Genomic DNA, 15,248 nt, shown 5'->3' with positions numbered 1-15,248 from the left:
TCTCCTTTTAGGTCGAGCTGTGAATGGCACCGTGACAAATCGCGTCCGCCGCCCTTGTCATTTCCGGCCCGAGATAAGCGCGACAGTGCGGATCTGCGACGAGCGCGCCGAAATTCGCCATGGGTGTTACGCCGCCGCCGGCCACGAACAGGAATCGTCCGGCGATCTCGGCGAGGATCTCGAGGTGCCAGGCGGCCGTCGGGTGCATGCAGAGCACGACCAGCCGGCCCTCGTCGCGCAGCTTGCGGAAGAAATCGAGCATAAAGCCGATATAACCGTCCTGCAGGTTGAACTGCGGTTCGTCGAACAGGTGCACCAGCGGCGTCGGGGTCGGCGACGGCGCCAGGAAGGCGGACGGAATGCGCTTGCGAAAGCGCCTGACCTGATACGATTGGTGATAGTGGATCGCGAGCCGATCGCGCTCACGATATTTGACGCCATGGATATCGGTGCCCGCGACCAGCACGCGCCCCGAGGTCGGTGCGTTCGAGCCCGTCATCATCTCGAACAAGGTCGTCTTGCCGGCCCCATTCGGGCCGACGACACCGACGATGTCAGGTTCGTCCAGCGACAGGTTCGCCTGCAGCGCGAATGACGGTCGGCGGATCACGCGGCCCCGCGTATAGACCTTCCGAACGTCGTCGAGAACGAGCAGCGGTGCGGCCACTATTGTACTCCCAGCAAGCGCTGACGAAGCCCGCGATCATCCCGTAAGGCCGCGGCCTCCCCGGTCCAGACGATCCGGCCGCGGTCGATCACCGCGGCATGGTCTGCGACCGACAGCGCGATCTCGGCGTTCTGCTCCACGACCAGCGAGGCAATGCCCTCGTCCTTCATGCGCAGGATCGTCGCAAGCACGTCGCCGACGATTTTTGGCGCTAGTCCCTGGCTCGGCTCGTCGAACAGCACCAGTCCCGGCGAGCCGACCAGCGCGCGGGCGATCGCCACCATCTGCATTTCGCCGCCCGACAGGTTTTCGCAGTCGCGCTCCATGAGATATTCGAGCGGTGAGAAGATCGCAGCGGCCTCCTTGAGGCTCCAGTGGCGAAAGCGTGTGCGCTTTTGCGCGATCGACAGGTTGCGTGCGACCGTCAATGTCGGGCACAGCCGGCGGTCGTCGGGCACCCAGGCGATGCCGGCGCGCGCAATCTCGTGGGTTGGATCGCGCGTGACATCGTGACCGTCGAAACAAACGGAGCCGCGGCGTGGACGCGTCAGCCCGAGAATCGAGCGGAGCATTGTCGTCTTGCCGGCGCCGTTGGGGCCGAGCAGCGCAAACACCTTGGCGTGCTCGATCGCGAGCGAGGCGCCGAACAGCGCCTGGGTTTCGCCGTAGAAGGTATCGACCGCGTCCACTTCGAGGATCATGCGAACTTCCCGAGATTGGAGCGCCGCACCCATTCGTTCTGCTGCAGTTCGTGTGGCGTTCCGCGCGCCACCACCTGGCCCCAATGGATGACCGAAATGCGGTCAGCCAACGAGAACAGGAACTCCATATCGTGCTCGATGGCGACGATGGTCAGCCGCCCCTTCAGGCGAGCAATCAGGGTTGCGAGCCGTTGCACCCCATCGGAGCCGAGACCGGAGGTCGGCTCGTCCAGGCACAGCACGCGGGGCGCCTGCGCCAGCGCGACCGCGATCTCTAGCCCGCGCCGGTCGCCATAGGACAGGTCCTTCGCTCGGATGCCGCCCTTGTCGGCAAGCCCGACCGCTGCGAGCGCTTCGGTAGACTTCGCCGCAAACCGGCTGTCGCCTGCCGCTGCGCGCGCGACATCGTGGCCACGGGCGCGAAACTCGGGCAATCCCATCATGACGTTGTCACGCGCGGAGAACTCGTCGAACAGCGTCATGATCTGAAACGAGCGGGCGATGCCCTTGGCGGCGATGCGGTGCGGGCTGAGGCCCGTGACATCCTCGCCGCCGAGCAGGACTCGGCCCCGGTTCGGCTTCACTCGGCCGGTGAGGACATTGAAGAATGTGGTCTTGCCGGCGCCGTTCGGACCCATCACACCGTGAAACTCGCCCTCCGCGACCGCGAGATCGACGCTCTCCAGCACGACGCGATCGCCGAAGCGGACATGAACGGCCGCGGCTTCGATCATGTTCATCGCCCGCTCCCGAACAGCAGCCGCATCGCCGAGGTACCGCGCCGCCGTAAGGCGCCGAGAGAGTGCTGCTGCACGGCAGCGGAGATCGCGCCGGCAATGCCTTCGGGGCGGAACAGCACGATCGCGATGAAGAGCAGACCAAAATAGAGCATCCAGGCATTGGTCAGCGCGCCGATCACGTCGCGGGCGGTGAGGAAGAGAAACACGCCGATTACCGGGCCCCAGAAGCTGATGAGCCCACCGCCGACGAGCGTCATCATCACGACGTAGCCGGATTGATGCAGGCTCATGACGTCAGGGAATGCGGCGAGCTGAGCCATAGCGAACAATCCGCCGGCAAAGCCCGATACGGCGGCCGACAGCGCAAAGACCGCGACCTTGTAGAGCCAGACATTATAGCCGAGATGGCTTGCACGAACTTCGCTCTGCCTGATCGCAGCGACCACGCGGCCATAGGGAGAGTGCACCAGCCGCCACAATGCAGCGGTGCCGACCGCAAAGACGGCGAGCACGAAATAGTAGAACGCGACATTGTCGGTGAGATCGAAAGACACCAGCCCGAAATCGGCTGGCAACCGTTTGATCTTGAGTAGGCCGTCTTCGCCGCCGGTGACCCGGTGCGATTTGATCGCCAGTGTCCAGAAGATCTGGCCGAAGGCAATCGTCATGAAGGCATAATAGATGCCGCGCCTGTGCGAGATGAACAGCGCCACCAGCACGCCGGCGAAGCCCGCCACCGCGGCCGCGGCCATCAGACATATCCAGAGATTTGCAACGATTTCGAGCTGGCAGAGACCGAACGCATAAGCGCCGATGCCGAAATAGGCGCCATGACCGAACGACGGAAGTCCGGCGGTGCCCAGCACCAGGTTGAACGCGAGCGCATAGAGCGACCAGATCAGGATCTCGATCCCCAGATAAGGATAGAGCCCGATCCGCGTGATCCAGAGCGGCACTGTTGCGAGCACGAGCCAGAGCACCAGCATCGTCGGCGTCACGAGGCGCGCGGCGTCCGGTGAAGATTTTGATTCCACAATCATTCCTTTAGGCTTCGAGCACGCTCTTCTTGCCCCAGAGGCCACGCGCGCGGAACGTCACGACGGCAACGAGCAAGATGTACATCGACAACAGCGACCATTCGGACGCGTAGGCACCGGCGAGGCCGACACACAGTCCGACCAAAAGACCCGCCACGACCGCACCCCAAAAACTACCGACGCCCCCGAGCACGATCACCAGGAATGCAGGAATGACGGCATCGACGCCCATATGCGGGCGAATGCCCCAGATCGGCGCGACGATGATGCCCGCGATCGCGGCCAGCATCGTGCCAAACACGAACACCAGCAGCCGCAATCGTGACAGGTTGATACCGAGGGCGCGCACGATCTCACTGTCATGCGCGCCGGCCTTGACCGTCGCGCCGAAGGAGGTCTTTTCGATCAACAGCCAAACCAGGCCGATGACCCCGGCGGAGATGCCCGCTGCGTAGAAGCGATACGTCGACCAGATCAGGTCGCCGAACAGGAAGCCGCCATTGATGGCGGACGGCACCTGCAGCACGTAGTCGCGCGTGCCCCAGACCAGGCGGATCATCTCCTCGATCACCATCGCGGCGCCGAAGGTCAAGAGGAGCCCGTACAGCGGATCCTTGCCATAAGTGCGCCGCATGCAGAGCTCGATCAGCATGCCGACCAGACTCACGATCACGGGCGCGATGATCAACGTGGCAGCATAGCGCCAGCCGAGCGGCAGCGCGAGCCACGCTTTCGCAAGTTCCGCCGGCAATGGCGGGCGCGGCCCCGTAAGCTGCATGGCGACATAAGCCCCGAGCGCGAACAGGGAGCCGTGCGCGAGGTTGATCTGCTCCATCAGCCCGACGATGAGCATGAAGCCGAGTGCGATCAGCGCGAACAACAGGCCGAGCGTCAGGCCGTTGAGGAGATGCGGAAGAAGGTCGAACAAGGTTTTTGGCTCTCGCAACTGGCATGTGTCACCCGGGACGCTGATGGTCCCGGTGCGCGGCGCGCGAGATGCGCGCCGCTCGTTCTGCGACGTGACGCGCCGTCTTCAGGAATCGACGGTCGGCACCTGCTCGTAGGGTGTGAGCTTGCACTTGCCAGGCGCCGCATCGTCAGCGGCGGATTTCGGCTCCGTCCAGCTGATGATCTCGAACAGATCGGTATTGTCGGCCGGCTTGGCATTGCGTCGCGCCAGGTAGATCGTCTGCTGCATCTGGTGCGTCATCGGATCCATATAGGCGTCGAAATGCTGCATGCGGTCGGTCGCCGAGACCTTCAGGTTCTCAAGCTCCTTGATGATCTTGACGTTGTTGGTCGACCCTGCCCGCTCGATCGCACGAAGCAGTTCGCGCGTGGACATATAGCCGTTGTAGGAGACATTGCCCGGCACCGGGATCGGGCCGTCCTTGTTGGCGGCCTGCCACTTCTTGACGAATTCGGCGACGCCGGGCAGCGGCAGCTTGTGATACCAGGTCGTGCCGAACACGCCGAACAGGCTGTCGGGCGCACCCCACACGTCGGGCCAATCCTGCTGGTTGTTGATCCAGGCCGGCTTGCCGTCGAGCTTGAGCTGCGCCACCTGCTCGCGCAATGCCTTGATGTCGTCGCCGCCAACCGCGGTCGCCACAACGTCGGGCTTGGCCTGCTGGATCTTCAGCAGATAGGCGGTGAAGTCGCGCGTGTTCTGCGGCACCAGCAGATTGTCGAGGATCTTGCCACCAGCGCTCTCGACCTGCGTTCTTGTCGCGGCAGACGTCGTGTGACCCCAGACATAGTCGTTGGTCAGCAGCATCCAGTTCTTGCCGATGGAGTCCACCGCATTCTTGACCGACGCCTTGGAAAAATTGGTGCCGTTGCCGTCCCAGACGAATTTCACGCGTGAGCAATTCTCCCCGGCTTCGCTCGGAGCCGAGGAATTGGTGTTCATGTAGATTACACCGTATTTGCTGGCGACCTGCGTGATGGCGTTGGCGACACCCGAATGCAGCGCGCCGATCAGGATGGTGCAGTCCTCGCGGGTGATGAAGCGTTCGGCGACGCGGCTGCCGGTAGCTGGCGTCGTCTCGGTGTCCGCGGTGATGAACGTGACCTGGCGCCCGAGTACGCCACCTTTGGCGTTGATCTCGTCAATCGCCATCTTGATGCCGCGGAAATCATCCTGGCCGCTGTTGCCGTATTGACCGCTGGCATCGCAGGTCAGGCCAAGCTTGATCGGTTTCGCGCCTTGCGCCCAGGCATGGTTCTCCCGCCACGGCCCAAAGAAGCTGCCCGTGCCGCCGATGACACTCGCCATCAAGCTGCCCTTCAGAACGCTTCGCCGTGAGATCTGACGCCCTCTCATCGTGTCCTCCCGTTTTCGAAGTCTTTTGCTTTTTTGTGAGATTAGAATATTCATTCCATCTGTTATGTAAAGTGGAATATTTGATCCAAACGATGAAATGCCGTTAAACAGGCGACCGATCCGGAGATCCGACTCGATGAACAAGGCGGCTGGCGCCATGAGTTATGACGAACTGCGCGGCGCGATTGCGCAGCGGCACCGGGCGCTGTCCGGCCGGCTGCAGCAGATCGCGGAGTTCGTGCTCGATCACCCGACCGATGTCGCGCTCGGCACCGTGGCGGAGGTGGCGCAGCGCTCAGGGGTGCCGCCGTCGGCGATCGTTCGCTTCGCGCATGCGCTCGGGTTCGGCGGCTTCACCGAGATGCAGCAGGTGTTCCGCTCACGCCTCGTTGCCGGCGTCGCGCCAAGCTACAAGGCGCGCCTCGCCCGCATGAAGAGCCAGGAGAAGTCAGTGCTCGGCCGCCAGCCGGCCGCGGTATTGTCGCGCTTCGTGTCCGAAGCGCAATCATCGCTGGTCGCGCTCAGCCAATCCGTCCATGCGCGCGAACTCGACGCCGCAACCGTGATCCTTGCCAAGGCACGTGACATCTATCTGCTCGGCCTGGGCGGCTCGTTCCCGGTTGCGATCCACCTCGCCTACGTGCTGCGCAAGCTCGGACGGCGCGTCGTCCTGCTCGACGGTCTTGGCGGCAGCATCCACGAGCAGTCGCACGCGGCGACATCAGACGACGCGCTGGTCGCGATCAGCTTCCGAAATTACTATCCGGATACGGCGCGGTTGTTTCCTGAACTCGTCGCGCGGGGCGTGCCCACGATTTCCATCACCGACAGCCTTTTGAGCCCGATCGTCGAGGGCGCGAGCGTCGTGTTCGAGATCCAGGATATGCCTGAGCCTGCGCTGCGTACGCTTGTCGCACCGATGTGCCTCGTGCAGGCGTTGGCGATCGGCCTCGACCTCGCAGCAGACTGACATTCACAACAGGAACAAGATCATGACATCGCATGACACCAACAAGCTTCTGGCAGGCAAAGTTGCGCTGGTGACCGGCGCGGGACGCGGGCTCGGCCGCGCTTTTGCAGAGAAGCTTGCCGCGCTTGGCGCTGACGTCGCCATCCACGGCATGCGTGAGAACGGGCCGGCCGAGTATGGCGAGGGCACCACCCTCACCGCGGTCGCCGTCGAGATCGGCCGCGAATTCGGCGTCCGCAGCCAGCGCGTGCTCGGCGATCTCACCAAGGGCGAGGACATCGCACGCGTCATCGCGGAGACCGAAACGGCACTCGGCCCGATCGACATTCTCGTGCACAATGCCGGCGGCGATATCGCGGCCGGCGGCGGCAAGCCCGATCCGAACGATGCGGTGAATATCAAGGAGGCCGATGTGCGCGCGGTGCTGGAGCGCAATCTGCTCTCCACCATCCTGACATGCCAGGCGGTCGCGCGCGGCATGATGGAGCGCCGGCGCGGCCGCATCGTCACGCTTGGCTCCGTCGCCGCTTTCAAGGGACGTACCCAGGGCTCGATCTATGCGGTCTCGAAGGCCGGCGTGACCCACTACACGCGATGCCTGGCCGACCAGCTCCGCCCCTACGACGTCGCCGTCAACTGCATCGCGCCCGGCGATACCCGCACCGGCCGCTTCCTCGGAACGCGCGCAGTCGACCCCGATAGAATGGTCGAGACCGGCACGCTCGACCGGATCGCTACCGTCGACGAGGTCGCGCGCGTGGTCGAATTCTTCGCAGGGCCCATGGGCGCCTTCGTTTCCGGTCAGGTGCTGCGGATCGACGGCGGCGGGCAGTGCTGGCCGGGCTAAAACGCCCTCGCGAAGCGAAACAGAAAAGGGCCGCTGCAAGCGGGCCTTTTGCGTGATCTCGAATTGACTGAGCCTAGTCCACGCGCGCCAGCACCGCGAGCTTGCGGATGCCCTTGTTGCGGTAGGCGTCGAGGAACGCGTAATAATCCTTGAACGACACGCAGCCGTTGGAATCGCCGTTGGGCCCGAGCATGAAGGTGTGCGCGAGCAGGCCGTCGCGGCCGTAGATCGCACTCTCACCGCCAATCGGGGTCAGGCGCAGCGCAGGCACGCCGTGAAACAGTGCCTCGCGCGGCTTCAGCGTGTAGATGTGCGGCGGCGTCACGCCGCGCATGCGGACGCGCGAGGAGCGCGGGTCGTCAAGGTTGGAGCCGAGGCCGGAATGCGCCTCGAGCTTGGTGCCGTCGGGCAAGTAAACCGTTTTAGCGGAGATGTCGTAGACCGCGGTGTCACGCTCATAGGGTGCCGAACCGCCGAGCATGGGGTTCTGCTCCCTCGGCGCGATGGACGCGGTCACGCTGGCGTCGGCCGAGGCATAGGCGAGCAGCCCACCGGACGGCTCGCGCTTGCCCCAGAGCTTTTCCACCATCGACTGGCGCGATCCGGTGATCGACATCACCGCAGCCTTGGCGCGATCGGCAATCGATTTTGGCTTCGCCTCAGGCGCCGGCACGATCTCGGCCGGATCTGCCGAGGCAAGCTGCACCGGCGCGTCAGTGCCGCGCTTGGACTTCGCAGCGTCAGCGATCTTGGCGGGACCCGGCTTCAGGACTTCAGCGACCCTCGCGATCACGCTCGGCTTCGGCGCGTCCTTGGCTTCGGCGACCTTGGTTGCGGGCGCGGCGCTGGCCGCATTCGATGTCACGCCTTGGGTCGCAGCCGCGGCAAAGCGATCGTTGAACATCTCGCGCGAGATCGGCGCTGCCACCTGCAACCGGTCGGGCAAGAGCGCAAAGGCGTCCTTGACGGCCTCACCGGCCTCGCGCAGCGCGACCTTGGGCACCCGCTTGATCACGGGCTCGTCGTAGCCGCTGCTGCCGACGGTCGGATAGACGCTGGCGGCAAAGATGTTGCTGTAGATGGTCCAGCCGGCGCCAAGCACGACGCAGCCGATCACGGCGGCGCCAAGCACGTTTTGGATGGTCATTTTCCGGGAAGGCTTCCGATAAGAAGTGCTCGAGAATCCTTTGGACTTTCGTGCCGCGATGCCTTGCGCAGCGATACTCGTACTCATTCGCCTTGCGTCCAGAACGGTGTCACTCAGTCCCCCTTCGAAGCGCCGCTGGTCACGATCCGGGAACAGCATCTCGCAGAGGGTCGGAGCGTCATTAAGGCCACTTTTAGTTAAATGCGGATTAAGTTCGGGCGGATGTGGGGCAACCCGTTCGGGTGTCCCATTTCGAGAAAAAAGCCCGCAGAATTACGGATTTAAGCGCGTCTGTTAACTATGATTCTCGGCGGGATTTAGCGCTGCCGGCGACCGTCTCTGGCCGCATCTCTAAGGCCATCCAACCAAGTCGTTTTCGTGGTCTTCAATACCCGGAAGATAACGGGGAAACGTTGCGCGAGGCTGGTGCGCACGGCCCCCTCTCGTCCGCAGCCACAGCGCGGTTATCAGCAGCCACATCACAGACCGCGCGCGCGAGCCGGTGCCCTGACCGAAAGTTGATCGCACCGCACTGGAAAAGGCCGCGGCGACAAAATAGCTACGGCAACCGGCACTTTTCAGCAGCCTCTGCGTGTGATACGGTACCGTATCAAGATCGCCTTGAACTGTGCCGAGCACGCAAACGGAGGCTGGCATGAGAGAGTTCGTGCACGCAGGGTTTTTCGCTCTGGCGGGGTCGTTTCTGTTGATCGGACATGCGATTGCCCAGCCTGCCGCCAATGTAGGCTGCACGGCGGCGCCGTCTGCTGCCGGTACGCAGACCTGGCGCTGCGACAACGGCATCACGATCGTTGCCGAAAGCGGTGCCAGATTTGAACTTAAGGACGCTAACCGCGACGGACATATAGACTCCGTGGAGTTGAGCAGCAAAGCGCTGCTGGTCGAGGTGCCCAAGAAGCCCGGCGGCAATCCCTTCAAGGTCCTGACGCCGCAGGCGATCGCCGCGGTGCGCGGCACGAAATGGGCGGTCGATGTCGCGGAGGCCAAGACCTCCGTCTTCGTGGCTGACGGCCGTGTCGGCGTGAGCCGCAGGAGCGGCGGGCGCGGCGTGGTATTGGGCCGCGGCCAAGGTGTCGACGTGGAAGCGACAGGCCCGTTGACGGTCAAGACATGGGGCCAGCCGCGCGTCGACGCATTGATGGCAAGACTTGGTCAATAGGGCCAGGCCAATAAGTTCGAGTCAGCTGGGCTCGGCCAACAGCATTTGGACGATAGAGAAATTGCAACACGACCACATGAGTAGCCGACGCCTTCAGATCCTGGTGGCACTCGTCCTCACCGCACTGTGGGGCGCGGGCATCTATGCCGGGCACGCCAACGGTCATCTGCGCTTTCTCGATCGCCTCGAGGCGACGCTGACCGATTGGCGGACGCAGGTCCGTGGCGTGCGGGTTCCGCCCGATCTCATCACCATCGTCGCGATCGACGACACCGTCGTGAAGCGCGGCGGCAGCTACCCGCTGCCGCGCGCCGATCTCGCCCGCGTCGTCGACACCATCGTGCAGTTCAAGCCGAAGGTCGTCGCGATCGACCTGCTGCTGGTCGACCGCAGCGCTGCGATCGGCGACGCCACGCTGGCAAATACGCTGGCTACGGGTCCCATCGTTCTTGCCGCCGCGGCGATCTTCCCGTCCGCCAGCGAGACCGTGGAGACCAGCGGCCAAGGCCCCCTCGCCGCCCTGCCGCAGGCCGAGCGCTTCCTGCTGCCCTTGCCGGCGTTCGCCGATCATGCCGAGGTCGGCGTCGTCAATGTTGCGACCGGCCAGTCTGGCTCACCGCTCTCGGTCCCGATGCTGTTCCGGACCAGCGACAAGGTCGAGTTGTCCTTTCCGTTGCGGGTCGCGGCGCGCGCGCTCGACAAGTCGCTGACGATCGCGCCGGACCATCTGATGCTCGGCGACCGCGCGGTGCCGACCGATACCGACTTCGCGCTGCCGATCACGTATTACGGCCCGCGCCGGACCATCCGCACCGTCAGCGCACAGAGCATCTTCGACGGCACGTTAAGTCGCGCGGCGATCGAGAACCGGATCGTCGTGATCGGGGCCTCGGTCGCCGGCGGCGGTGATTTTTACCCAACACCGTTCGATTCCCTGATGCCCGGCGTCGAAGTGGTCTCCACCGCGATCACCCATCTCGTCGCCGGCGACAGCATCGTGCGCGACCGCAAGGTCCACATCGCCGACGCGCTCATCGCGATCCTGTTGCCGATGCTGCTGGTAGGTCTGCTCGCCTGGCGGCGCAGCGCGCTTGGCATCGTTGCCGCGGCCGCGGTGATGATCGCCTGGGCCAGCTTCAATTTGTTCGCGTTCACACATGGCGTCTGGCTGAACGCCGCGACCGCGCTCGCCGCAGCAGTGCCGCCGGTTGCGATCTTTGCCGGCGTGCAATTGTGGGCGGGAGGCCGCCGCACGCAATATTTCGCCGCCAAGAGCCGGTCGCTCGCGCAATTCCAGGCGCCGGCCGTGCAGGAGTGGCTGGCGCGCGATCCGAATTTCCTGTCGACACCCGTCCGGCAGGACGCAGCAATGGTCTTCATCGATCTCTCCGGCTTCACGGCGCTGAGCGAGCGGATCGATCCGGGCGAACTCCAGGACATTCTGAAGGCGTTTCACGCGCTGATCGAGAAGACCGCCGTCGATTGCGGTGGCATGATCAGCGGCTTTCTCGGCGACGGCGCCATGATCCTGTTCGGCCTGCCCGGCGCAATGCCCGACGACGCCGCACGCGCACTGAAATGCGCGATCGACTTGCATCGCGGCGTCGAACGCTGGATCGCGTCACTGCCGTCTGCGATCGGGCACCAGCTCGGCTTCAAGATCGGCGCGCATTTCGGCCCGATCGTCGCCTCGCGCCTCGGCGAGAGCCATCAGCACATCACGGCGACGGGCGACACCGTCAACGTCGCGAGCCGGTTGATGGAGGTTGCCGCCCAGAACGGCGCGCGGCTCGCGCTCAGCGATACGCTGCTGGATGCGGCCGACTTCCAGGGCGCTCCCGACGGCGTATTGTCGGGCCCCCTGCTCACGCAGGTCCGCGGCCGCTCCGGCGTCGTGACCGTCTGGTTCTGGCGCGACCAGGACAGGCCGAACCAGGCCGCGACCAAGGCCGAGATGATCGACTGAACCTTCGCCATCGTCCCGACGAAGAGCTACCGCGCTTCCGGCGGCGGCGAGCGATCCAGCACGTCGCCCTTGGCGCCTTCGAGCAGATCGATGCTGTAAGTCTCGATAACGAGCGGGCCGCGCTTGCGCTGCAATTGCGCGACCTGCGTCACCTTGGCAAAGAGGTCGTGGACCGCCGGGTGGCCGTCAGCTCGCAGCTCGTCGACATAGATCAGCTTGCCCGCAAGCAGCTTTGGATCCGGCTCGGGCATGTTGGCCCAGCGGATGCGCTGGTTCTGCTGCGCCACGCAGCTGCCGCGCGGCAGATAGAAGGCGAGCCAGCCCGTCGTGCCGTAGTCCGGGGCAAGTACGCAGGTCGCACCATTGCGGGCGCGCACCGCTTCGATTTCGGCAGCGAGCTCGCGCCAGCCGACGCCGACGCTGCGCACGGTCGCATCGCGGCGATAGCCGGACAGCCAGCCGGTATTGGCCTGCACGATCAACGCGGCAAACATCACGATACCGGTGGGTGCGGCCCAGCGCAGGCAAAAATCCACCAAGCGGCGCTGGCGCGGCTTCCACTGCACGAGATTGGCGGCGGCCGCCGCCGCGATGACGAAAGGCGGATAGACCGGCGCGAACCAGTTGGCCTCGACGCGGGCATGCAGCGAATGCCAGACGAAATAGGCGACGATGGTCCAGAACATCGTCTCGATCAGCACGCGCGAGGCCAGCGCGCCGGCCCGGCGCCAGGTCAGCGCGTGCAGCCCCATCGCGCCGAGGATGAACACCAGCGGGGTTGCGAACGCGATCTGGGTCGGGATCAGCTCGGCAATGAAGACCGGACGAAAATCCTCGATCCTGGCGCGCCCGAGCTGCTTTGCGAACGAGACCCATTGATGATCGGCATTCCAGAGGATCACCGGCGAGAACAGCGCGAGCGCAACGAAACCGCCGAGATACGGCCAGGGCGAGAGAAACCAGTGCCGCAGTTTCGGCACGGCCGCGATCCAGATCAGGATCGCCAGCCCAAAGAACATCGCGGTGTATTTCGACAGGAGCGCCGCGCCGACGGCTGCGCCGACCGCGAGCCACCAGACGCCGCGGCCGCTCTCCAGCACTTTGGCGAGAAAGAACAGCACGAAGCTGGAGGCAACCAGAAGTGGCGCATCGGGCGTGACGATCAGCGTGCCGACTGAGGCCAGCAGCGTCACGTTGAGCAGGATGGCGCTGGTCGCCGCCACCCGCGCGCCGCCGAACAGGATCGCGGCGGAGCGATAGATCGCGTAGCTCATCGGCAGCGCAAGCAGGATCGAGACCAGGCGGACGCCGAGTTCGGTGTCGCCGGCGATCAGTGTGCCGGCGCGGATGACGTAGGCAACCATCGGCGGGTGGTCGTAGTACCCCCCGGCGAGGTTCTTCGACCACATCCAGTAGTAGGCTTCGTCGAAGGTGATCGGCGTGAACGCGGCTGCGACGAGCCGCATGCCGACCAGCGCAAGGATCACCAGCGCCGTATTGCGGACGATCCGCGCGTCAGCCCCGCCCATCGTGAGCTATTTCTTGCGCCAGACGAACAGTCCGGACATCGCGTAGTTCCACACCACGCCCATCAGCGCCCCGGCCGCACCCGCAAGCCACCAGATCGGCTCCTGGTCGTAGACCGAGAAGGCGACGCCGACATTGGCGAGCAGGCCGACGCTGCACACGATGTAGAACGCGATCAGGCCGCGCAGCAGCGCAAAGCCCTTCAACCGCTGGTCGCGATAGGTAAGGAAATTGTTGAGGACGAAATTGCTGGTCATCGCGACGATGGCGCCGGAGGCCTGCGCTTCCGCGAACGGCTCCTTGAATAGTTCGAGCGATATGAACAGGGTCGTGAGATGCACCACGAGGCCGATCCCGCCGACCATCGCGAACAGCAGGAAGCGCAACGAGACAGCGTCGTTGGTGAACTTTGCCAGCACCAGGCCGAGAAAATCCAGCGCGACCATAGAATCGAGCTTGCTTTCGCCGTGCTGGCGCTCACCGAACGTGTAGGGAATTTCGATGGCGCGCAAGCTGCCGTTCGCGCTCGCGACGAGGTCGAGCAGGATCTTGAAGCCGTGCACGGAAAGTTTCGGCGCCAGCTGCTCGAAACGGTCGCGGCGAACCATGAAGAAGCCGCTCATGGGATCGGCGATCTCGACCCGCAGCGCTTTCCTGGCGAGTTCCGTTGCCAGCGCGCTGGCGCCGGCGCGCTGCTTGTTGAAGCCTTCGCTCTTGTAGCCCTCGATGTAGCGGCTGCCGACCACGAGCTCGGCCTGCCCGCTCGCGAGCAGCGACAGCATCTTCGGCAGTTGCGTCTCGTCGTGCTGAAGATCGGCGTCGATCACGGCCGCATAGGGCGCGCTGCAGGCCAGGATGCCCTCGATGCAGGCCCCCGACAGGCCGCGGCGGCCGATGCGGCGGACACAGCGCACGCGGCTGTCGCGCTGGGCCAGCGCGCGCACGACGTCCCAAGTGCCATCAGGCGAATTGTCGTCGACGAACACGACTTCCCAGGCGATGCCGGCCAGCGCGGCCTCCAGCCGCCGGTAAAGCACCGCGACATTGTCGCGTTCGTTGAAGGTCGGGACGACGACCGACAATTCCGGCGCCGGCGAAGCCGCCTTTTGGGTGTCGGAGCCCGGTCTGATCGCTTCATTCATGACGGCAGCGTATATCCGCCGCGTCCCGTGCTGCCAAGAACTTGTGCTGCCAAGAACTTGTGCTGCCAAGAACTTGCGCTCGCAAGCCGGGGTTTCTCTGGGGAGCGGCCCAAAAGGGGCCCAAAAATGCCAACGACCCCGGAACGGCGGGCCGCGCGTACATCCGGCGCAGCCTGTGCTATTCCAAGGTCGTTCTAGCGCCGGAGTTTTTCGCTCAACGTCGCCGTATAAGCTAAATGGGAACGGCAACGCCGCTTTACAAGGGGCGAAAGAGGCCCTTTTCACGCCCTTATTGGTTCGGGACTTCCTTGATCACCGGCCCTCGCGGCACGGGCGCGGCAGGGGCCGCCGGCGCCGTAACGGCGGCCGGGTCGACTTTCGCGGGCCTGGGCGGCTTGCCGTATTGGCCGATCGGCCCGAAGACGACGGCCACCGCAAGCACGATCGCCGCGACGATCGCGCCCAAAATGCCCCCCACCGACTCAGACGACATGGAAACTCATCCCTGTTCCAGATGCGCTCAATAATACCATGGATGAGAGCGCCGCCGGAAGGGCTTGCCGGAGGCACCGGTCCATGGGCTATTTCTGCGGCGGCTTGTGCTTGACGAAGGCCGTCACGATGTCCTTTTGCGCCGCCTCCACCGCCCTGTTCGCGGTCGCGAGATGCGCGCCGGCATCAATATCGGGATATTGCGTGGTGAGATAATCGAGCAGTGCCACCCGGTAGTATTGTCGCTCCGACGGACAGGCTCCGGCGACGGAGCGGCCAAAATCCTGTTCCGACAGGCCCTGATTGCCGTCGCGCGAATATTCCCGCGCCAGGCAATGCCAATAATCGTCGCGGCCCTGCTTGGCGAGCTTCTGCGCACCCTTGGCATCGTCATCGTCGGCCATAACTGAAGATATCATGGCAGCAGATGTCATCATAACGAGCGCCGCTCCCACCATCAGCATCCGCATCTTGTTCTCCTTTTTTCGCAGATCCCGTCGCGAGCT

General features: G+C 64.4%; 15 protein-coding genes. 4 read left to right on the top strand and 11 right to left on the bottom strand.

From position 1 onward, the window contains the following. Window positions 1-7 precede the first annotated feature (7 nt). The 6 genes from N551_RS0115750 to N551_RS0115725 form a co-directional block, all read right to left on the bottom strand. Window positions 8-667 (bottom strand): ATP-binding cassette domain-containing protein, encoded by a 660-nt coding sequence (locus tag N551_RS0115750; RefSeq protein ID WP_027567740.1) that lies wholly within the window; start codon window positions 665-667, stop codon window positions 8-10. After that, on the bottom strand, window positions 667-1,368 hold the full coding sequence (locus N551_RS0115745; protein ID WP_027567739.1) for an ABC transporter ATP-binding protein: 702 nt from the start codon (window positions 1,366-1,368) through the stop codon (window positions 667-669). Before N551_RS0115745 ends, N551_RS0115750 begins: the two co-directional genes overlap by 1 nt. Next, on the bottom strand, window positions 1,365-2,108 hold the full coding sequence (locus N551_RS0115740; RefSeq protein WP_027567738.1) for an ABC transporter ATP-binding protein: 744 nt from the start codon (window positions 2,106-2,108) through the stop codon (window positions 1,365-1,367). The genes N551_RS0115745 and N551_RS0115740 overlap by 4 nt, the downstream gene beginning before the upstream one ends. Next, entirely contained in the window at window positions 2,105-3,148 is a 1,044-nt protein-coding gene (locus N551_RS0115735) for a branched-chain amino acid ABC transporter permease (RefSeq protein ID WP_027567737.1), read from the bottom strand. The genes N551_RS0115740 and N551_RS0115735 overlap by 4 nt, the downstream gene beginning before the upstream one ends. A 4-nt stretch (window positions 3,149-3,152) precedes the next feature. Beyond that, window positions 3,153-4,073 carry a branched-chain amino acid ABC transporter permease gene (locus tag N551_RS0115730; RefSeq protein WP_027567736.1) on the bottom strand — a complete coding sequence of 307 codons (921 nt, stop codon included), beginning with the start codon at window positions 4,071-4,073 and terminating at the stop codon, window positions 3,153-3,155. A gap of 105 nt (window positions 4,074-4,178) precedes the next feature. Then, a complete protein-coding gene (locus tag N551_RS0115725; RefSeq protein WP_035961416.1) occupies window positions 4,179-5,423 on the bottom strand; it encodes an ABC transporter substrate-binding protein in 1,245 nt (414 codons plus the stop codon). 184 nt (window positions 5,424-5,607) lie between these two features. On the opposite strand from N551_RS0115725, the gene N551_RS0115720 reads away from it, so the two are divergent. Next, complete coding sequence (locus tag N551_RS0115720; protein WP_027567734.1) at window positions 5,608-6,441, top strand: MurR/RpiR family transcriptional regulator; 834 nt, start codon at window positions 5,608-5,610, stop codon at window positions 6,439-6,441. 22 nt (window positions 6,442-6,463) lie between these two features. Further along, window positions 6,464-7,288 (top strand): SDR family NAD(P)-dependent oxidoreductase, encoded by an 825-nt coding sequence (locus N551_RS0115715; protein ID WP_027567733.1) that lies wholly within the window; start codon window positions 6,464-6,466, stop codon window positions 7,286-7,288. Window positions 7,289-7,361: 73 nt separating this feature from the next. Here N551_RS0115715 and N551_RS0115710 read toward each other — a convergent pair whose 3' ends face one another. Continuing rightward, complete coding sequence (locus N551_RS0115710) at window positions 7,362-8,435, bottom strand: DUF2778 domain-containing protein (RefSeq protein ID WP_027567732.1); 1,074 nt, start codon at window positions 8,433-8,435, stop codon at window positions 7,362-7,364. A gap of 655 nt (window positions 8,436-9,090) precedes the next feature. Here N551_RS0115710 and N551_RS0115705 point away from each other — a divergent pair. Together N551_RS0115705 and N551_RS0115700 are read left to right on the top strand one after the other, a co-directional pair. Continuing rightward, window positions 9,091-9,615: a FecR domain-containing protein gene (locus N551_RS0115705; RefSeq protein ID WP_027567731.1), complete on the top strand. Its 525-nt coding sequence runs from the start codon at window positions 9,091-9,093 to the stop codon at window positions 9,613-9,615. Between the two features lie 76 nt (window positions 9,616-9,691). Continuing rightward, complete coding sequence (locus N551_RS0115700) at window positions 9,692-11,581, top strand: CHASE2 domain-containing protein (protein WP_027567730.1); 1,890 nt, start codon at window positions 9,692-9,694, stop codon at window positions 11,579-11,581. Between the two features lie 26 nt (window positions 11,582-11,607). On the opposite strand, the gene N551_RS0115695 is transcribed toward N551_RS0115700, so the two are convergent. The 4 genes from N551_RS0115695 to N551_RS0115680 form a co-directional block, all read right to left on the bottom strand. Beyond that, the gene (locus tag N551_RS0115695) at window positions 11,608-13,110 is read right to left on the bottom strand and encodes a glycosyltransferase family 39 protein (RefSeq protein ID WP_027567729.1); all 1,503 of its coding nucleotides are present in this window, start codon (window positions 13,108-13,110) and stop codon (window positions 11,608-11,610) included. A gap of 6 nt (window positions 13,111-13,116) precedes the next feature. Next, window positions 13,117-14,250 (bottom strand): glycosyltransferase family 2 protein, encoded by a 1,134-nt coding sequence (locus N551_RS0115690; RefSeq protein WP_027567728.1) that lies wholly within the window; start codon window positions 14,248-14,250, stop codon window positions 13,117-13,119. A gap of 289 nt (window positions 14,251-14,539) precedes the next feature. Next, window positions 14,540-14,743 carry a hypothetical protein gene (locus N551_RS0115685; RefSeq protein WP_027518781.1) on the bottom strand — a complete coding sequence of 68 codons (204 nt, stop codon included), beginning with the start codon at window positions 14,741-14,743 and terminating at the stop codon, window positions 14,540-14,542. Window positions 14,744-14,831: 88 nt separating this feature from the next. Beyond that, window positions 14,832-15,212, bottom strand: a complete 381-nt coding sequence (locus tag N551_RS0115680; RefSeq protein WP_027567727.1) for a hypothetical protein — start codon at window positions 15,210-15,212, stop codon at window positions 14,832-14,834. Window positions 15,213-15,248 lie beyond the last annotated feature (36 nt).

It is taken from the genome of Bradyrhizobium sp. URHA0013, assembly GCF_000518345.1.
Lineage (GTDB): Bacteria > Pseudomonadota > Alphaproteobacteria > Rhizobiales > Xanthobacteraceae > Bradyrhizobium.
This window is presented reverse-complemented; position numbering and strand designations above follow the sequence as displayed.